The sequence below is a fragment of the Geobacter pickeringii genome (genome assembly GCF_000817955.1).
GTDB classification, from domain to species: Bacteria; Desulfobacterota; Desulfuromonadia; order Geobacterales; family Geobacteraceae; genus Geobacter; species Geobacter pickeringii.
The window spans coordinates 1,130,045-1,149,197 of record NZ_CP009788.1 but is presented as its reverse complement, the minus strand read 5'-3'; the positions used below and the strand labels follow the sequence as shown (position 1 = coordinate 1,149,197).

The window sequence follows — 19,153 nt, the reverse complement described above, 5'->3', positions numbered from 1 at the left end:
CTACACTGCCTCTGAGTATATTTTCTACACTTAGAGGTTCCCATGGAAACCCCGCAGACCCACCTTGCCGCGTATGCCGAGCGGATTGCCGGCTATGGCAAGGAAAACCTGGAAGAGATGCTCCATGCGCTGGCGGAGGGTGTCCGCCTCGTCACCGGGCAGGACCGCGTCAGGATCTACCTGGAAGACCTGACCCGCGGGGTGCTTGCCTGCGTGTACGCCTCGGGCCCCCTGGCGGAGGAGATCCGGGGAGTGAGCTTCCCGATCATCTCCCGGGAGGTGACGGTCTCCAGCGTCTTCGTCGCCCAGTACGCCACCGACCTCCGCCACGATCCGGGCCGGGGGAGCACCTTCGACAAAGGCTTTGCCGAGCGGTTCGCCATCGGCACCTCCTACCTCCTCCCCATCGTCAGCCAGGGGAAATCGATCGGCGTGGTCTGCATCGACCGCTTCCAGACCGGGGAATTGCTCACGGGAAAAGACAAGGCGCTTCTCGGCGAATTCGTCACCTCCGTGGCCGACCGGCTCGACTTTGCCCGCATCTACCACCAGCAGCTCCTCCTCGCCCGACGGGTCGAGGAATACAAGAAGCGCGAGGCCGCCTCCTTCATGGTCCAGTCGGCGGTGCGGCTCATCGACAAGCTGATCCTCGCCTCCGTACTGGTGCCGGTCACCGCAGCCGACGGCACCGCCCACCTCGCCGTCCTGGCAAGCCACTCGGAGGATCCCCGGATCAAGGGGCGCTACGAAGCCGAGGGAAAGATCGACCTGCAACCGGGAAAGTCCCTCGTTTCCCGCTACATTGACGGCAGCGCGGTCATAACCGACGAGCGCTTCCTGCGCCCCCTCTTCATCCCCGATCTCACCGAACAGTCGCTCCAGAAGCGCGCCATCATCGAGGAGATGGCGCTGCGCTCCCTCTACATGGTCCCCCGCTACGACCCGTCGAGCCGCCGGCTGATCTGCCTCGTAAACTACTTCACCCGCGAGCTCTACCGCTTCTCCGACTTCGAGATGGGATTGCTGCAGACCCACGCCGAGATGGCCGAGCGGGTGATGAACGAAATCGGCGGCGAACACCTGGAAATCCGGGTCCTGGCCGAGATTACCGAACTGCTCCAGGAGCGGAACGAGGAGCTTTCCCCCTTCCTCACCAAGGTTCTGTCGAAGGCGACCGAACTGATCGGCGCCGACACGGGGAGCATCGCCATCGTGCAGGAGCGGGACGGGGAAAAGTGGCTCGTGGTGGAAGACGAGAACGGCACCATCGTCGGGGCGAAGAACAAGGAGTGGCTCAAGAAGTACATCCCTCCCTTCCGGGTCGGCGGCCACGAACTCCCCCCCGAAGAGCGGAGCCTCACCGGCTTTGTCGCCTGGGCGAAGCAGCCGCGGAGCATCGCCCAGGTGGACGAAGAGCAGCAGGGAGAGGGATTCCACCGCTCGATGCACGAACTGATCAGGAGCGAGATCGCCGTGCCGATCATCTGCGACGACGAGGTGATCGCCGTCATCTGCCTCAATTCCCTCAAACCCGCCTATTTCACCGAGGAACACACACGGATCCTCCAGATCGTCGACCGGCTCACGGCGCGGCACATCTCTGACCTGCAGCGCATCGAGCGGCTCCAGAGCGAGGTGACGCGGCTGAAATCCGATGTCGCCTACAAGGACCCGCAGGTCTCCTCCTACCGGCTCGGCAACATCATCGGCAACAGCCGCAAGGCCCAGGAGATCGTCGACTTCATCGAGACCGTCTCCGGCCCCCTCTTCAACCGGATCACCCTCTGGAGCAAGAACGTCCTGCAGGAGGCGACCATCGGCCTCCCCTCGATCCTCGTCCTCGGCCAGACCGGAGCCGGCAAGGAATTCTTCTTCAACAACCTCTACAACAAGCTGAACGAGATGTACCGGGAGAAGCTGAACCCCAACGGCCAGCTCCCGGTAAAAAAGACCAACATCGCCGCCTACAGCGGAGAGCTGACCTATTCCGAGCTGTTCGGCCACAAGAAGGGGGCCTTCACCGGCGCCTACAACGACCGCAAAGGGATTCTCGAAGAGGCGGCGGGAGGGATCGTCTTTCTGGACGAGATCGGCGATGCCGATCCCAAGACCCAGGTGCAGCTGCTGCGCTTTCTCGACAACGGCGGATTCGTGCGCCTCGGCGACAACCAGGAGCGCTACAGCCGGGTGCTGCTGGTGGCCGCCACCAACCGGGACCTGATGGAGGAGATCCGGAAGGGAAACTTCCGGGAAGACCTCTATCACCGCCTCTCGGAGCTCTCGATGCGGGTGCCGTCCCTGAACGAGCGGCGGGAGGACATTCCGGACCTCGCCACCCACTTCCTCGGCAAGCTTTTCCGCACCTACCGGGGCGAAGAGCCGAAGGAGGATGCCCCGACCCTGACGGTCGACGCAAAACGGCTCCTGATGAACCATCACTACCAGGGGAATATCCGGGAACTCCGCAGCATCCTGCTGCGGGCGCTCTTTTTCCGCACCGGGAAAGTACTGACCGCCGACGACATCCGTCGCGCCCTCGCCGCCGGCATGCGGGAACTGCCGGCAGCCAACGCCGCCGAAGAGTTGAACGAACGGCTCGCCACGGAAATCATCCGCAAGATCGAAGGGGGAGAAAACTTCTGGGAGGCGGTCTACGAACCATACTCCCGGAGCGCCATCCCGCGGGACGCGGTGCGGCTCGTCATCGAGCGGAGCAAGGCCGTGGCAGGAGGAAGCATGCCCCAGGTGGCCCGGCACCTGAAGGCGGTCAACGGCGAGGTGGAAGGAAACGACGAAGAACGGAAGCGGTTCTACAAGTTCAAGAATTTTCTCTACAAGACGGTGAGGATTTGATGGGCCTCCGAGCCGCCACCTGAACAGGGACAGCCCACGGCTGCCGGACACGAAAAATGCCCCGGAACCTATCGATCCGGGGCATTTTTCTTCTCAAACAAATTTGTATTTGTCGTTTAGCTATTTCTCTTCCGTGCGTAGCCGTACCCTGCCAATCCGAGGAGGCCGACGCCGAGAAGCACAACCGTCCCCGGTTCCGGAACGGGGGCCGCGTTCGGCGTCACGTCGACCACCATCCGGCCGAAGGAGAAGTCAACTTTAGAAGAAAGCAGGACGGAAGAGATCGCCACGTCCGAATCGATGCCGAAGAATTTCGCCCCGCCGATGCCGCTGACCTTCTGGTAGAGGGCGGTGCCGTCCGTACGGAGCATCATGAGGAAGATATTAAACGGCTCCGGCTCCATCTCGAGACCGAAACCGTACACCGGACCGGCGAAGGTTCCCGTGACGGATTTCGCCCCGTTGGTATAGAGGATCCGCGGAGTTTCGCCGCCGGACCAGGTCGCCCAGCTGGTGGGAACCTGGCGCCCCTCCAGGGCCTTGTCAAAGGAGAGAGTTCTCCCCGCCGGAGGCCCCGGAAGCGAGATCGGACTCCCCGCCGAGAGCGTTGCCCTATTCGCGACCTGACCTGCTAGATCGACATCCGCAAAGTTCCCGACCACCGCTTCCCAGGTGGGACGGTCGCTGAAGGTGACGATCAGCGCGTTCCCCTGGGAAGGGATCAAACAGGTCGCCACCGCGACCGCCATCAGTAATGTCATTAAAGTCTTTTTCATTTCCGTTCCCTCCTCACCCCGATTAAAGCTTCACTGCCAAGATAAAGCAGCTTTAATGCCAACGCATAACCATATGTTTTTGTGTGACATTTACAAATATCACCAAAACAGTGCATGGTGATTGTGTAAACTTTTTCCCAATGTGTCCACCTCTTCCACACCGGACAACCCATAAAAAACCATCGATATTAAAAGATGTTACCGTCTCTCTCATGCATAACTTGACAACAAGGCGCTTGTTGTCGAAATATTTTACAACAGAACGCAAAAGCGCCCCGTGCCGGTCGGCACGGGGCGCTTGACATCAGCACGCCTCTCCTTCAATCACCCCCGTCGCCGCAGGTACGCCACAAACTCGTCCCGGGAAATCTCCTTTTTCCTCACCAGGTGTTCCACCTGGCGGCTCAAGGCAATCCGCTCGCCATCCTTCATGGCATCCTTCACCATGACAAAGAAGGGGACATTGCGGACCTGGGGGAAGAGCCGGAATCGCTCCATCAGTTCGAAGGCCGACATATCTGGAAGCATCACGGAACAGAAGACCAGGTAGGGGCGGCCCGTGGTGGCAAGCGCCACGGCCTCCTTGCCGGTGTAGGCGTTCACCACCTCGAAACCGAGGGAAGTGATCGCCTTGGCAACGTTTTCCTCGCCCCGCTTGGAGACCACCATTACCTGGAGGTCCCAGGTATCGACATCATCGGTCAGGCCAAGGACCGTCAATTTCTTCATCAGGTAGTCGGGGTCGATGGGAAGGGTGAAAAAGCCGGCGACCGGAAAAATCCCGCCGACCTTTCCTTCCTGGCTGAGGTAGACCGGCAGCACCGGGACGTCGCGGGTTGCGGGGTTCCCCTTGAGATCGAGGAGAATCCCCCATCCGTCATTGGCAAAGGGGGATACGTCGAGCACTGCGCCAAGGGGCTTCACATCTCCGAATTCGGCAATAGCACGGCAGACCACGCGGTATCCCGCATGCTGCAGATAGGCACGCACCGTGGCCGAACGCTCTTCCTCGCACCCCAACCCCATCAGCCAGATTTCAGGTTGTCGCTCCGTATCGCTCATGGCATCTCCTGCATGTGCACCAAACAATGAATTTGAATGCCTTTTCTTAATGAATAAAGTAGCAAATTTTGTCCTCTCTGCAAGGGGGAAAGAGCAGTCTCGTTGAAAATATGCGTTTCTTGTGCTAGCGTCACCCGAACACAGGAACGACGTTCACGGGAGGAACCCATTATGCCAAGCACCGTTTACTTCGCCGACATGCGCGCAGGTCACAAGGAAAACCTCTTCGCCAAGATCTCGAAGCTCATGCTGCTTGCGGGAGTGAAGGAACGGATCGCAGCGGGGGACCTGGTGGCGGTCAAGGTACATTTCGGCGAACGGGGAAACCACACCTTCATCCGTCCCATCTTCGTCCGCCGGGCGGTGGATGAGATCAAGGGGTGTGGCGGCAGGCCCTTTCTCACCGACTCGTCCACCCTCTACCCTGGCGAGCGGAAGGAAGCGGTCTCGGCTCTCTCCTGCGCCATCGAGAACGGGTTCGCCTACGCGGTGGTCGGCGCCCCTCTCATCATGTGCGACGGGCTGCGGGGAAACGCGGCGACCATGGTTGAGGTGAACGGCGAGATCCTGAAACAGGTCCCCATCGGGAGTGAAGTGGCGGAGGCCGATGCCCTGGTGGCGCTCTCCCATTTCAAATGCCACGAGCTCACCGGCTTCGGAGGGACGCTCAAGAACCTCGGGATGGGATGCTCCAGCCGCGAGGGAAAGATGACCCAGCACTCCACCGTGGCTCCGAAGGTTGCGGAAAAGTACTGCACCGCCTGCGGCCTCTGCCTGAAGGCCTGCGCCCACGACGCCATCGCCATCATTGAAGGGAAAGCCCAGATCGACCCGACGGCCTGCGCCGGCTGCAGCCGCTGCATCACCGTCTGCCCCACCAAAGCGGTCCAGATTCAGTGGAACGAAGCAGCCGATCTGGTCATGAAAAAGATGGCCGAGTTCGCCAAGGGGGCGGTTGCCGGCAAGGAGCGGAAGACCCTCTTCCTCAACTTCATCACCCAGGTCTCGCCAGCCTGCGACTGCTACGGTCATGCCGACGCCCCCATCGTGAACGACATCGGCATCTGCGCCTCCACCGACCCGGTGGCCCTGGACCAGGCGTGCGCCGATCTGGTCAACAACGCCCAGGGAAACCAGAACACGGCCCTGGAAAGCGGCCATGAGCCGGGAGGCGACAAGTTCCGCGGCGTTCATCCGGACATCGACTGGGAGGTGCAGCTGGAGCACGCCGAGAAGATCGGCATGGGGACGCGGGAGTATGAGCTGGTGAGGGTCTGAGAGCGCCCTGAACCACACCGGAAACGAAAAAAGCAGCCTCCTGACAGGGGCTGCTTTTTTCGTTTCCGGCAGAAGACACCTTACGCCTTGGACCAGGCCAGATCGTGCACGGCAATCGGCAGTGCAACGTCATTCTCCGTCCGCTCCACGAGTTCCACGAGCTTCCAGCAGTCGGTGCGGGCAAGGAGTTCCCTGACGAGCTTGTGGTTCATGTCGTGGCCGCTCCGGATGGCCTTCACATGGCCGAGGATCGGGCAGCCGGCAAGGGAGAGGTCGCCCACGGTGTCGAGGATCTTGTGGCGAACGAATTCGTCGTTGAAGCGCAGACCTTCGGGGTTCAGGACCCCCTCGTCGCCGATGACCACGGCGTTATCCAGGGAACCCCCGCGGGCAAGGCCGTTGGCCTTGAGGGTCTCGACCTCGGCAAGGAAGCCGAAAGTGCGCGCCGGTGCGAACTCTGCGGCGAACTCATCCTCGGCAAGGGTCATGCTCCGGAACTGGCTCGCCACCGCCGGATGGCTGAACTGCATGGCGAAAGAGACCTTGAAGAAACGGGACGGGATGATGGTGACCTTTTTCTCACCTTCTGTGACGGTGACCGGTTTCTTCACGACCAGGTACTTCTTCGGCCGGGCAAGGGTCTTCACCCCGGCGGAACGGACCGCCTCGACGAAGGGAGCAGCGCTCCCGTCCATGATCGGAACCTCCGGACCGTCGATGTCGATGTGGGCATTGTCGACGCCGAAGCAGCGCAGGGCCGCCATCAGGTGCTCGACGGTGGAGACGACAGCGCCGTTCTTGCCGATGGTGGTATTAAGCCGGGTGTTGACCACGTTGGCAGCCACCGCCTCGATGGAAACCGGCGGCACAAGGTCGACCCGGTGGAAGATGATACCGGTCCCGGCTTCGGCCGGGCGCAGGGTAATGGTAGCCTCCCGCCCCGAGTGGACTCCGATGCCGGCGAGAGTGATCTTGTTCTTGACTGTTTTCTGCATGGCCATGGCTGGCTCCTTGGGCATTGTCAGCATACGTATTATCATACCCATGAGCAAAGAACGGGCCAAACGATGACTTATGAATTTATCACTGTATATTCAACACATTGAGAGAGAGCGACACCCTAACGTCTCCCATCTGAGAGATGGCGGTGTGGCACAGCGACCACGACTTATGTTGCAGAAATGCAACAATAATCAGAGTCGACCGGAGCGAATGATGGCCACCACCCACCAGAGTCCGATGAAGCCGGCGATGGTGTAGCCGAGGAAGGCAAACACGGGGAACCCCATCAGCTTCGGTCCCTTGTCGGTCTGCATGACGATGGAGGAACCGACGATGAGGGCGGCGATGATGAGACTGGAGGAGAGACGGTTGATGGATTTGTCGAAGTCCCGGAGCGCGCGGTCGAGTCCCCGGTGTTCCAGGTCGATCTTGAACTTGTTGCGGTTGATCCGGTTGAGGAACTCCTTGAGATCCCGCGGCAGGTTGCGGGCGAGCGTCACGTAGGAAAGGAAATGGGAGCCCATCTCCCGCATGACCTGGCGGGGAGAGACCCGGTCCTTGACCGCCTTTTTCATGAACGGTCGCAGGTGCTCCACCATGTCGAAGCAGGGATCCAGCTCCCGCCCCATTCCTTCGATGGCCACCAGCGCCTTGGAGAGGAGCATGAGATCGGGCTGGAACTTGATACGGTAGGTGGTGATGATCTCCAGAAACTCGCGGAGCATCCGCCCCACTTCGATCTCGTGAAGGGGAAGCTCGTAGTAGCTGTCGATGAAGGCCGAGAGGTCGCGCCGCAGCGCCCGGGTGTCGAGGGAATCGGTGATCTCCCCCGAGTAGAGAAGCAGCGAGATCACCTCGTCCACATCCCGCTGGACGATTGCCAGGAGAATGTCGGTCAGGTACCCCTTGAGCTGGGCATCGAGGCGTCCCACCATCCCGTAGTCGAGGAGGCAGATGACGTTGTCGGGGAGGATCAGGACGTTCCCCGGATGGGGGTCGCCGTGGAAGAAGCCGTGGGTGAGTACCATCTTCAGGAAGGCATCGGCGCCACGTCGGGCGATGAGCCGCCGGTCGAGCCCCGCGGCATCCAGGGCCGCGGTGTCCGAGACCTTGATCCCGTTGATGTACTCCATGGCCAGGACGCCGCGGGCGGTCTGGTCCCAGTGAACCCTCGGGAAGTGGAGGGTGGGGTCGCCGGTGAAGTTCTCGGCGAACTTCTCGATGGTATGCCCCTCCCGGGCGAAATCCATCTCGCGCCTGATGGTGCGGGCGAACTCCTTTACGAGCCCCACGGGGTCATAGATTTCGCTCTGGGGGAGGTGCCGCTCGGCCAGGGTGGCGATCCCCATCATGGCGTCGATGTCGGTCTCCACGAACTCCACCACGCCGGGGCGCCGGACCTTGACCACCACCTCCTCGCCGGAGAGGAGCCGTGCCCGATGGACCTGGGCGATGGAAGCGGCGGCGAGAGGTTCGGGATCGATGAACGAGAAGCACTCTTCCGGTTCGCGCTTCAGTTCGGCGCGGATCTGCTCCAGCACCGCCTCGAAAGGAAACGAGGGAACCTGGTCCTGCAGCTTGGCGAACTCCAGGATGAAATGCCGGGGGATGACATCGGGGCGGGTGGAGAGAATCTGGCCGAGCTTAACGAAGGTCGGCCCCAGCTCCTCCAGCGCAAGCCGCAGCCGCTCGGCCGGCGAGAGAAGCGCGATCTCCGGCTCGGAGCGACGGACGAGTTTGCGCCACCGGGCAACGAACTGAGAGAGCCCCATCATTTCCAGGGCGTGATCGAAACCGTATTTGAAAAGGACCCGAACGATCTGGCGGTAGCGCCGCAGACTCCGGATGTTGCGGTTGAGCTGGATGAAGCTCAGCATTCGCATCCCGGGTCGGTGATGTTCAGCTTTGCCTCCAGAGCCTCCACCCTCCTGGCGAGGCGATCGTACTCCTCGCGGGGGACGAGGCCGAAACGGTCGATGGCCCGCTTCACTTCCACGTCAGCCATCTCGGCGACCCGCTCTTTCGTCTCGGCAGCCATCTTCTGAAGCTTGTCGAGGAAGACCTTTCCCTCGTCCTCGCCCACCTTGTACTTTTCCTTGAGATCCGTCAGAAGCTCCTCGGCCTTCTTCTGGGAGAGGGACATGACGCCGAGGCCGGTCAGGACCGCCTTTTCAATGAGTTCGATCATGGGGATTTCCTCCGGGGAGTGGGAATATGCATCGTCATAAAAATAGCAGGGAATGGCCGAAAGACAAGCGCTCGCTGGCGGGTGCCGCTTATTTCCTGAGCAGCCAAAGGATGAACGAGAGGAGCACCGAAACGATGATACTGGTGGCAAGGGGGAAGTAGAAGGTGAAGTTGCTGCGCCTGATGTAGATGTCGCCGGGAAGCCGCCCGAGCCAGGGGATCTTGCCGGCGAAGGTGAGCACGACGCCGATCAGGGCGATGACAAGCCCCATGGCGATGAGGGATCTGCCGAAACCGTGCATCAGCGCTTCTCCCCCCGGGGGTGGTAGCGGTCCTTCTCGCTGTAGATGCAGCCGCAGTACTGCTGGCGATAGAGCCCCATCTCCCTGGAGATGCGGATTCCCTCCTGCCAGCCGCGACGGTAGTCGTCGTAATGGAACGCCACGCCGTGGCGCGCCGCCGCCCGCTCGGCGCAGGCTATGATGTCGTCGTGCCGCTGGTAGCGGCTGTAGAGGAGGGTGGAAGAAAACGCCCCGTAGCCGAGTTCCGCCGCAGCGGCCGCCACGGCGTCCAGGCGGGAGAAATAACAGTAAAGACAGCGCTGGGCCGGATCCTGGGCCACGGCGCCCAGAAACTCCTCCAGCCGGTATTCGTCGCGGTACACGATATCGAGTCCGACCCCGGCGGCATATTCCCGGACGGTATCGAGGCGCCGCCGGTACTCCAGATAGGGGTGGATGTTGTGGTTGAACCAGAATCCCGTCACCGCCTTTCCCTGGTCACGCAACTGACCGACGGGGTAGATGGCGCACGGGGCGCAGCAGATATGGAGCAGAAGCTTCATCGTCATGTCACCGGTACGTTGTGTTTTCGCCCATCTTACCCTACTGGCCCAACGGGACTCAACCCCGGATTTCATGGAGGACCGACGCAGGGAGAATTTCCAGAAAAAAAGGGAGACAGCACCGCTGCCCCCCTCTCGATCTCTCTCGTATAACGCGCCGCTATCGACGACTTACCTGCGTACCCTTCTCCAAAGCCCTGCGCCCAGCAAACCGGTCCCCACGAGTAACAGAGTCGCCGGCTCGGGAACCGGGGTGTTGCTCGGTGTATCGGCTATCCAGCCGCTCCCGCACTTAATACCTTGGACATGGGCCGCCGTGTGAAATGCCTGGGCATTCTTAACCGTGCTCAGGAAGTTGAAATCACCCGCCACCAGATCGCTAATTCCGGTGATCGTGTAGATCGCGTCCTGTCCACCCTTGAAGCGGCTTCCCGGTTTCTGATCCCACGCGAACAGGATATCGAACAGTCCGCCCCCGCCAGCCTTGAACTTGTCGCTTCCCCATACCACAACATCTGCAGCGTTGCTGCCGGACTGGAACGCGATGTCAAGATCAGACAGGTTTTTGGAAGGATTGAAGTTGAACGCCCATCCTTCCTGGGATCTTGAGGGTTTCTTCACATTGGCACCGGCAACGAATTCGGTCTGCGACTTGAGGAGATTCTCCAGCTTGAGGGTAACGGTGCCGGGAGTTCCGAGATCGTCGAAGGTCGCCCGCAGCCATGGAGCGGAGCCCGACGGAGTGACCCCGTCGTAGACAAGATTCAGATCGTAGCTGATGACCGTCGCAAAACCCGGAACGGCAGATACCGCCAACAACATCGCAACAACGAGAGAGATGCAGAGCATGATGCGCGTCTTCATGACTTACCTCCTTTCACTACCTGTGCGGCTTCCGCAGAGTTTATTGCTATACCGGTACTTCTCTGACCCTGCCAACTTGTACACAGTTCAAGCAACTTAAATGCCACGAGGCAACACACCGTAATAATTACAATTTTTATCAGGGCATAAATAAATATGTAATTTTTATCGACACAATCCGCAAAATCAGGCGCCGGCCCGGGGGATACACGGCAACAAAAGAGCCGTGGTAGCGGGTCTGCCATTTGTCAGATAATCCGACACGAATGCCGACAACTCAGCGTAAAGGGAATTTAGTGGCTGGCGCTACGGAATTCGAAGCGCCAGCGCCTCGCGCGCCAGACGCACCGAGATCTTCCGCTTGGTGGAAAAGGCGAAGCGCTTGATCTCTTCCAACGCCTCGATGAGGGAGGGGACGTCGCGGCGGACGTGGAAGAGGAGATAGTCGATGACATCGGCCGGGAGGATTATCTGCCGGTCCTCGGCGAGCTTTTTCATGATCAGGCGCCGGGAGTCCTCGTCGGAGATGTCGACCCGCGCCACGAGCCCCCAGAGGAGCCGGGAGATCAGGTGACCGTCCAGATGGGGAAGTTCCTTGGGGGAGTAGAGGCCGGTTACGACGATGGGGCGGCCGGCCTGGTAGAAATCGTTGAAAAGCTGCCAGAGCTCGATCCGGACGCTCTGCTGGTCAGGTATCAGGTGCAGGTCGTCCACCAGCAGAGCCGGGGCATTACGAAACCGCTCCGCCAGCAGCGACACCTCCTCGGCCGGATACTCGCCGCCGTAGATCTCGTCCACATCCTTGAAGGAGATGCATGGCACGGTGGCGAGCCCCCCCCGCGTACTGCAGGCCGAGCCGACGGCCATCAGAAGGTGGGTCTTGCCGGAGCCGGACGGTCCGTGGAGGTAGAGGAGGTTCTCGGTCCCCCCCGGATCGACGAGCCGGTGGGCAAACTGCAGCGCGGTGGCATTGCCGGAGCAGACGACGAAGTTGTCGAAGCGGTACTTTTCGTGGACGGGAAAATCGAATACCAGTTGCATGGAATACAGCTCTAGAAGAGGGTGTCCTGGGGAGATTGCGGCGCCACGCGGCCGAAATGCTCATAGGCGGCCTTCGTGGCCACCCGCCCCCGGGGGGTGCGGTTGATGAAACCGTGCTGGATGAGGAACGGCTCGTAGACATCCTCGATGGTGTCGCGCTCTTCGCCGATGGCGGCGGCGATGGTGTCGAGCCCCACGGGGCCGCCTCCGAACTTGTCGATGATCGTCAGCATGATGGTCCGGTCCATCAGATCGAATCCCATCCGGTCGATCTCCAGCAGCGCCAGGGCATCGTCCACCACCGCGGAGGTGATGACTCCATCGGCCCGCACCTGGGCGAAGTCGCGGACGCGGCGCAGGAGGCGGTTGGCGATGCGCGGCGTCCCACGGCTGCGACGGGCGAGCTCCGCCGCCCCTTCAGGCTCGATGCCGATGTTCATGATGCGGGCCGAGCGGCTGATGATCGTGCCGAGCTCGGCGTCGGTATAGAATTCGAGCCGCGAGATGACCCCGAACCGGTCGCGCAGCGGCGAGGAAAGGAGGCCCGCCCGAGTGGTGGCCCCCACAAGGGTGAACGTGGGAAGGTCGAGCTTGATGGTCCGGGCGCTCGGTCCCTGGCCGATGATGATGTCGAGCTGGAAATCCTCCATGGCCGGGTAGAGGATCTCCTCCACCACGTGGGAGAGGCGGTGGATCTCGTCGATGAAGAGAACGTCGTGGGGTTCCAGGTTGGTGAGGATCGCCGCCAGGTCCCCCGGCCGCTCGATGACCGGGCCGGAGGTGGATTTGATGTTCACCCCCATCTCGCAGGCGATGATGTTGGCAAGCGTCGTCTTGCCGAGTCCGGGGGGACCGTAGAGCAGGACGTGGTCCAGGGCCTCGCCGCGTTTGCGGGCCGCGTCGATGAAGACCCGCAGGTTTCCCTTGGCCTTCTCCTGCCCGACGTAATCGTCAAGGGCGCGGGGGCGCAGGGAACTCTCGGCGAGGAGTTCCTCATCGGTCGGTTCAGGTGAAATGAGTCTGGTCATGACGGGAAATACCGCTCCGGAAAAGTTGCCCCACGGTATACCAGTTGGGGCGAAAGGTCAAGGAAGGCGAAGGCCGGAAGAATCAGCGCATGAGCCTCTTGAGGGCCAGCTTGAGTACGGTCTCCATCGGGGTTTCCGCCGGGATGTCCAGCTCCCCCATGACCTTCGCCACCACTGCCTCCTTGTAGCCGAGGTTCACGAGTGCTGAGATGACGTCATCGACAATCCCCGCGGCGGCAGGAACTGAAGGTGCCGTCTGGGCCTGCGCCGGTTCCAGGCCGAGCTTGCGCACCTTCTCCCTCAGTTCGAGGATGAGCCGCTCGGCACTCTTCTTGCCGATCCCCGGAATGGCGGAAAGGCGGTTCTGGTCACCGTTCATGAGGGCGCCGGCCAGCTCTTCGGCCTGAACGTTGGAGAGGATGTCGCGGGCAAGCTTCGGCCCGATGCCCGACACGGTGAGCAGGAGCTGGAAGAACTGCTTTTCGAGGGGGGTCCGGAAACCGTAGAGGTGAATTGCATCTTCCTTGACGTGGGTGTGGATATGGAGAGTCACCTCCGCCCCCTCGCCGGGAAGATCGAAATAGGTGGAAAAGGGGACCTGCACCCGGTATCCCACCCCCCGGACATCGATTATGAGATGGTCCGGTGCCTTGAGGGCGAGTTTTCCGCTGAGGAGTGCTATCATCGTCTTCTCCTGACGTTGCTCTGCAGCAGGGTGCCGGTCATGGTCCTGAGCAGCGCCGAATTGGCATGGCAGATGGCCACGGCGAGGGCGTCGGAGGCATCGGCCTGGGCAATCTCGGGGAGCCCCAAGAGCGCCTTCACCATCTGCTGTACCTGGTCCTTGCCGGCATGGCCGTACCCGACCACCGCCTGTTTCACCTGCATGGCGGTATACTCGGCAACGGGGAGGCCGGCATTCACCCCGGCGACGATGGCAGCCCCCCGCGCCTGCCCCAGCTTCAGGGCGCTCTGGGCGTTGCGGGCGAGGAAGACCTGTTCCACCGCCATGGCGTCGGGGCGGTATTCTTCGACGACTGCCGTCAGCCCCCGGTAGATCTTCTGGAGGCGGATGGCGAATTCGTCATGGCTGTCGGTGAAAATGGCGCCGTTGTCCACATGGGTGAAGCGGTTGCCGATCTTCTCGATGATGCCGTAGCCGGTGATGCGCGAACCGGGGTCGATGCCGAGGACTCTCATGGGAAACCATTCTGCCACAGAGGGGATGGGGAACACATCGAAAAAAGCGCGGAAGGAAAGTCCGGGCTTTCACTTCCGCGCTCGTTTCCGCGGGCTGACGGAAAGGGAGACCTCCCTTTCGCCTCATCTACATGAGCTTTTCCATCTCCTCCACCGAGATGTCGAAGTTTGCGTAGACGTTCTGGACGTCATCATTGTCTTCCATGCGGTCCATCAGCTTCAGCATGTTCTCGGCGTTCTTGCCGTCGAGCTTCACCATCGTCTGGGGGATCATGGTGATCTCGGCAGACTCGTACTTGAAGTCGGCATTTTCGAGCGCGGTGCGGACCTCTATGAAGCTTGATGGGTCGGTGAGGACCTCGTACTGCTCTTCCTCGTCGGACACATCCTCGGCCCCGGCCTCCAGCGCCGTTTCGAAGAGCGTATCGAAGTCAACCGCCTTGCCGAAGACGATCAGCCCCTTCTTGTCGAACATCCAGGAAACGCAACCAGTCTCCCCCATGTTGCCGTTGCACTTGGTGAAGATGCTGCGGACCTCGCCCACGGTACGGTTGCGGTTGTCGGTCATGCACTCCACGAGGACCGCCACGCCGCCGGGGCCGTACCCCTCGTAGACGATCTCCTCGTAGTTCACCCCCTCCAGTTCGCCGGTCCCCTTCTTGATGGCCCGTTCGATATTGTCCTTGGGCATGTTCTCGGCCTTGGCCTTGTCCACGGCGGAGCGCAGACGCGGATTGCCGTTCGGATCGCCACCGCCGAGCTTGGCTGCCACGGTGATCTCCTTGATGATCTTGGTGAAGATCTTTCCCCGCTTGGCGTCGGCGGCGCCCTTCTTATGCTTGATGGTACTCCATTTATTATGTCCCGACATTCGTGCTGCTCCTCCTGAAAACGGTGTGGGGCCTGAAACCGGCAGATACTACCACGGGAAAATCTTGGTTGTAAAGGGCGAAAGTTCGTGCAAAAATAGGCGAAATGCAGTTTCGGCACCACCCCATTTCCTGCCAGCGAGGTGATCCGTCATGTCCCTGTTCGTCCGCATTTCCCGTCTGAGCCTCCCGCTTCTTGTCATGGGTGCGGCAGCATGCGCCACGGTGCCCCCCTCAGCCACCAACGGACGGGAGCTCCCGCCAATCCTGGCCCAGGACGAAATTTTCCGCCCCTATGTCAAGCTCGGCACCGTTGAGGTAACCCGCGAACGCTTCGGTGCCATCGACGATCTCCGCAACGAGGCGGACGACTGGGCCAACGAGGCCCTGGAGACCGAAGCGGCCAAACTCGGCGCCGATGCCGTCATCCTCCCCGAGATCCGCGGCGAGAAAAGCTCCTACCTCTTCTTCCCCGTAACCGAGATCAAGGCAAAGGGGGTTGCGATCAAGTTTCGCTGATCGCACCTCCCCTCCTCTTCCGGAACAACCGCTTCCGGGAAACCTGCGCCTTTAAACCTTCCCCTTCGGCACACCACTCGAACTGAACCCGCCGCATCAATAAACCACGTTTTACATTTTATCACGACAGTACAACAACAAACACATCATCGACACGCGTCACCCAACATACTGTTTTGATTGGAAAATATACGTGTCACGATTTTTTATTATTTTTATTGCTTGACGACTATAAAACATGGTGTTAAAAATTATTTCAAAATATAACAACGTTTATAAAACGTCATCATCCCTCTCGATCAAGAAGGGACATCATGAACAGGGAAAAGAGTTCATACGCGGTTCAAACGGTAGAAAAGGCGCTGGACATCCTTGAGGCGCTCACGGAAGAGAGCCGCCACGCTACCCTTCCGTACCTCGCCGAACGACTGGAACTCTCCCGAAACAAAGCGTTCCGCCTCCTGGCAACCCTCGAAAGCAAGGGGCTGGTCGAGCGGGACGACACCACCGGCATCTACCGCCTCGGCATCTCGTCGGTAGAGCTGGCCCAACGACTCCTCAACAGCACCAGCCTCATCCGTCACGCCCACCCCGTCATGGAAAAACTGGCGCGCCGACACGACGAAGCAGTATACATTGCGGTCCTCAAGGGAGAAGAGGTCCTCTTCCTCGACATGGTCGACTGCGAGCAGGCGATCAAGACCGCCCCCCTCGTCGGCAAGCGCTTCCCCTTCTTCACCAATGCCGCCGGCAAGGCCATCAAGGCCCTTGAATCGGTGGATCTTCTCGAAAAACTCCTCAAGAAACGCGGCAAGAATAACGGCATACCCGACCCCGTCCGATTCCAGTCCGAACTGACCAACGTCCGGGAGCGCGGCTTCGCCGTCGACGTTGACGGCCTCGGCGACGGGATCGTCAGCGTCGCCGTGGCGGTGAGAGATTATGCCGGCAAGGTGATCGGAGCACTCACCGTGCTCGGGCCATCATTCCGGATGATAACCTCCCGCCTCGAAGGCGAGCTCATCCCCTCCCTCAAGGAGGGCGCGGAGACACTTTCCCTCAAGTTCGGCTACGCCAAGCTGTAGGTATCGCAAGGAATTGCAGGGACACAAAATCATCGAAAGGAGGGGTGCACGGGAAGAGAAGGCTGGACATCGACAATGGTAGCGAGCGGGACGCCGCTCAGCGCGATGAGATTCATTGGAGAAAGGAGTAACAAACCATGGCAGACAAACAGTACGACTGGGCGGCAATCGCCAAGAATCCCAAGTTCGTCGAGCTCCACCGCAAAAAAACGACCTTCCTTATCGGCTGGTGGGTGTTCTCGACCGTCTTCTACTTCCTCCTCCCCATCGGGGCGGCCTACGCTCCGGGGCTCTTCAAGATCAAGATCATTGGCAACATCAACTTCGGGTATCTCTTCGCCCTCTCCCAGTTCTTCGTCTCCTGGGGGATCGCCATGTACTACGCCCATGTGGCCAACAAAGACTTCGACCGGCTCACCCGTGAGTTGGTGGATGAACTCAGGTAAGGGAGGAGGATCGCGATGAAGAAACTGATTGCTGGCATTACACTGGCCCTCTCGCTGGGTTCCTTCGCCTTCGCCCAGGAACCGGCCAAGGCTCCCACCGGCGCCGCGGGTGCTCCCGCAGTCGCCGCACCGGCCACGGCGCCGGCCGCCCCCGCGGCCACCGCTCCCGCACCGGCGGCACCACTCGCCAAGGCAGCCGCACCGGCCGAGAAGAAGAGCGAACTCAAGGCCAACCCCTATGTCACCATCCCGATCTTCCTGATCATCATCGGCGTCACCATGTGCGTCGTCGTCTGGTCGGCCAAGAAGACCAAGTCCGCCGCCGACTTCTACACTGCCGGCGGCGGCATCACCGGCACCCAGAACGGCTGGGCCATCGCCGGCGACTACATGTCGGCCGCTTCCTTCCTCGGCATCTCCGGCATGATCTCACTCTACGGCTATGACGGCTTCATGTACTCCGTCGGCTGGCTCGTCGCCTACATCACGGTCCTCCTCATCGTGGCCGAGCCCTGCCGCAACGCCGGCAAGTTCACCCTGGGCGACATCCTCTCCTTCCGCACCGAGCCGAAGCCGGTCCGCGCCGTCTGTGCCCTCTCCGTCGTCGCCGTCTCCACCTTCTACCTCACCGCCCAGATGGTCGGCGCCGGAAAACTGATGCAGCTCCTCCTCGGCATCCCGTACAAAACCGCCATCATCGGCGTCGGCATCCTGATGGTGGGCTACGTCGTCTTCGGCGGCATGACCGCCACCACCTGGGTCCAGATCATCAAGGCCGGCCTCCTCATGTCCGGCGCCGGCGTCCTCTCGGTCCTCGTCGGGATCAAGTCCGGCATGAGCCCGCTCCAGTTCTTCACCGACATCGCCACCAACCCCAACATCGCGGAGCACGTCCAGAAGGTGGTCCTGAAAGACCCCGTCGCCGTGGCCGGCTTCGACTACGGCCAGCGCTTCCTCGAGCCGGGGCTCTTCCTCAAGAACCCCCTCGACCAGATCTCCCTCGGCATGGCGCTCGTGCTCGGCACCGCCGGCATGCCCCACATCCTGATGCGCTTCTTCACCGTCCCCACCGCCCAGGCCGCCAGAAAGTCCGTCATCGTCGCCATGTTCATCATCGGCACCTTCTACATCCTGACCACGCTGCTCGGCTTCGGCGCCGCCATCCACCTCTCGCCCCAGGGGATCCAGAAGGTCGACAAGGGTGGCAACATGGCCGCCATGATGCTTGCCCAGAAAATGGGGGGTGACATCTCCCCCTTCCTCGGCGACCTGCTCCTGGCCTTCCTCTGCGCCGTCGCCTTCGCCACCATCCTCGCCGTCGTCTCGGGCCTGGTCCTGGCAGCCTCCGCCGCCATCGCCCACGACATCTACGTCAACGTCATCAAGGATGGCCACGCCGACCAGCACGAGCAGGTCATGGCCGCCCGGATCACCTCGCTCTGCGTCGGCGCCGCCGGCATCCTGATCGGCATCGCCGCCGAGAAGCAGAACGTCGCCCACCTGGTGGCCCTCGCCTTCGCCGTCGCCTCCTCCGGCAACCTCCCGGTGGTCGTGATGTCGCTCTTCTGGAAGAAGTTCAACACCGCCGGCGTCATCGCGGGGCTGGTGACCGGCACCGTCATCTCCATCGTCCTGGTGATGGTGTCGCCCAACATGACCTATCCGAAGAAGGTCGCCGCCGACGCCCAGAAGGTGGTCGCCACCCTGGAGAAGAAGCAGGCCGGCGGAACCATCCTCTCCGAGAAGGAGACGAAGGAACTCGCCAAGGCCCGGACCGATTACGAGACCAACAAGGACGGCACGTCGATCATCGGCCTCGACAAGCCGCTCATCGACCTGAAGAACCCAGGCATCATCTCGATCCCCATCGGCTTCCTGGCCGCCATCCTCGGCTGCCTCGCCTTCCCGAGCCGCCGCTCCGAGGAGATGTTCGACGAAATCTACGTCCGCCAGAACACCGGCATCGGCATCGCCAAGGCGGTCGATCACTAAGATCATCTCACTCTTTCTGTGCTGCGATCCGGGGGGAAGGGAAACCTTCCCCCCCTTTTTATCTCTGTTCTAATTTCACCTCCCAACCACCATGAACGCCCCCACCA

19 protein-coding genes are annotated in these 19,153 nt (G+C 61.1%); 6 read left to right on the top strand and 13 right to left on the bottom strand.

Going from position 1 to position 19,153, the window contains the following annotated elements; genetic code table 11:
- Window positions 1-42 precede the first annotated feature (42 nt).
- Entirely contained in the window at window positions 43-2,853 is a 2,811-nt protein-coding gene (locus GPICK_RS05220; protein WP_039741083.1) for a GPMC system transcriptional regulator, read from the top strand.
- Between the two features lie 116 nt (window positions 2,854-2,969).
- Here GPICK_RS05220 and GPICK_RS17770 read toward each other — a convergent pair whose 3' ends face one another.
- The gene (locus GPICK_RS17770; RefSeq protein ID WP_084201346.1) at window positions 2,970-3,629 is read right to left on the bottom strand and encodes a PEP-CTERM sorting domain-containing protein; all 660 of its coding nucleotides are present in this window, start codon (window positions 3,627-3,629) and stop codon (window positions 2,970-2,972) included.
- A 324-nt stretch (window positions 3,630-3,953) separates the two neighbouring features.
- Window positions 3,954-4,691 (bottom strand): response regulator, encoded by a 738-nt coding sequence (locus GPICK_RS05210; RefSeq protein WP_039741079.1) that lies wholly within the window; start codon window positions 4,689-4,691, stop codon window positions 3,954-3,956.
- Window positions 4,692-4,862: 171 nt separating this feature from the next.
- Here GPICK_RS05210 and GPICK_RS05205 point away from each other — a divergent pair, with 171 nt between their 5' ends.
- Window positions 4,863-5,969, top strand: coding sequence for a DUF362 domain-containing protein (locus tag GPICK_RS05205; protein ID WP_039741077.1), 1,107 nt, complete (start codon window positions 4,863-4,865; stop codon window positions 5,967-5,969).
- Between the two features lie 80 nt (window positions 5,970-6,049).
- Here GPICK_RS05205 and lpxC read toward each other — a convergent pair whose 3' ends face one another.
- The 11 genes from lpxC to GPICK_RS05150 form a co-directional block, all read right to left on the bottom strand.
- Window positions 6,050-6,970, bottom strand: a complete 921-nt coding sequence (gene lpxC / locus GPICK_RS05200) for a UDP-3-O-acyl-N-acetylglucosamine deacetylase (protein ID WP_039741075.1) — start codon at window positions 6,968-6,970, stop codon at window positions 6,050-6,052.
- Window positions 6,971-7,162: 192 nt separating this feature from the next.
- Window positions 7,163-8,848 (bottom strand): 2-polyprenylphenol 6-hydroxylase, encoded by a 1,686-nt coding sequence (gene ubiB / locus GPICK_RS05195; protein WP_039741073.1) that lies wholly within the window; start codon window positions 8,846-8,848, stop codon window positions 7,163-7,165.
- Window positions 8,842-9,159 (bottom strand): phasin family protein, encoded by a 318-nt coding sequence (locus tag GPICK_RS05190; protein ID WP_039741071.1) that lies wholly within the window; start codon window positions 9,157-9,159, stop codon window positions 8,842-8,844. Before GPICK_RS05190 ends, ubiB begins: the two co-directional genes overlap by 7 nt.
- 88 nt (window positions 9,160-9,247) lie before the next feature.
- The gene (locus GPICK_RS05185; RefSeq protein ID WP_039741069.1) at window positions 9,248-9,460 is read right to left on the bottom strand and encodes a DUF2905 domain-containing protein; all 213 of its coding nucleotides are present in this window, start codon (window positions 9,458-9,460) and stop codon (window positions 9,248-9,250) included.
- Window positions 9,460-10,002, bottom strand: coding sequence for an epoxyqueuosine reductase QueH (locus GPICK_RS05180; protein WP_039741067.1), 543 nt, complete (start codon window positions 10,000-10,002; stop codon window positions 9,460-9,462). The genes GPICK_RS05185 and GPICK_RS05180 overlap by 1 nt, the downstream gene beginning before the upstream one ends.
- 171 nt (window positions 10,003-10,173) lie before the next feature.
- The gene (locus GPICK_RS05175) at window positions 10,174-10,866 is read right to left on the bottom strand and encodes a PEP-CTERM sorting domain-containing protein (protein WP_039741065.1); all 693 of its coding nucleotides are present in this window, start codon (window positions 10,864-10,866) and stop codon (window positions 10,174-10,176) included.
- 306 nt (window positions 10,867-11,172) lie between these two features.
- A complete protein-coding gene (locus tag GPICK_RS05170) occupies window positions 11,173-11,907 on the bottom strand; it encodes a DnaA/Hda family protein (protein ID WP_039741064.1) in 735 nt (244 codons plus the stop codon).
- Window positions 11,908-11,918: 11 nt separating this feature from the next.
- Window positions 11,919-12,935, bottom strand: coding sequence for a Holliday junction branch migration DNA helicase RuvB (ruvB, locus tag GPICK_RS05165; protein WP_039741062.1), 1,017 nt, complete (start codon window positions 12,933-12,935; stop codon window positions 11,919-11,921).
- An 82-nt stretch (window positions 12,936-13,017) separates the two neighbouring features.
- Entirely contained in the window at window positions 13,018-13,620 is a 603-nt protein-coding gene (ruvA, locus tag GPICK_RS05160; RefSeq protein ID WP_039741061.1) for a Holliday junction branch migration protein RuvA, read from the bottom strand.
- Complete coding sequence (gene ruvC, locus GPICK_RS05155; protein WP_039741059.1) at window positions 13,617-14,135, bottom strand: crossover junction endodeoxyribonuclease RuvC; 519 nt, start codon at window positions 14,133-14,135, stop codon at window positions 13,617-13,619. The genes ruvA and ruvC overlap by 4 nt, the downstream gene beginning before the upstream one ends.
- Before the next feature lie 127 nt (window positions 14,136-14,262).
- Window positions 14,263-15,006: a YebC/PmpR family DNA-binding transcriptional regulator gene (locus tag GPICK_RS05150; RefSeq protein WP_039741057.1), complete on the bottom strand. Its 744-nt coding sequence runs from the start codon at window positions 15,004-15,006 to the stop codon at window positions 14,263-14,265.
- Window positions 15,007-15,157: 151 nt separating this feature from the next.
- On the opposite strand from GPICK_RS05150, the gene GPICK_RS05145 reads away from it, so the two are divergent.
- The 4 genes from GPICK_RS05145 (at window position 15,158) to GPICK_RS05130 (ending at window position 19,046) form a co-directional block, all read left to right on the top strand.
- Complete coding sequence (locus tag GPICK_RS05145; protein WP_039741055.1) at window positions 15,158-15,523, top strand: hypothetical protein; 366 nt, start codon at window positions 15,158-15,160, stop codon at window positions 15,521-15,523.
- 314 nt (window positions 15,524-15,837) lie between these two features.
- Window positions 15,838-16,608, top strand: coding sequence for an IclR family transcriptional regulator (locus GPICK_RS05140; protein ID WP_039741053.1), 771 nt, complete (start codon window positions 15,838-15,840; stop codon window positions 16,606-16,608).
- A gap of 137 nt (window positions 16,609-16,745) precedes the next feature.
- Complete coding sequence (locus tag GPICK_RS05135) at window positions 16,746-17,054, top strand: DUF485 domain-containing protein (RefSeq protein ID WP_039741052.1); 309 nt, start codon at window positions 16,746-16,748, stop codon at window positions 17,052-17,054.
- A gap of 15 nt (window positions 17,055-17,069) precedes the next feature.
- Window positions 17,070-19,046: a solute symporter family protein gene (locus GPICK_RS05130; protein WP_039741050.1), complete on the top strand. Its 1,977-nt coding sequence runs from the start codon at window positions 17,070-17,072 to the stop codon at window positions 19,044-19,046.
- Window positions 19,047-19,153: the final 107 nt, after the last annotated feature.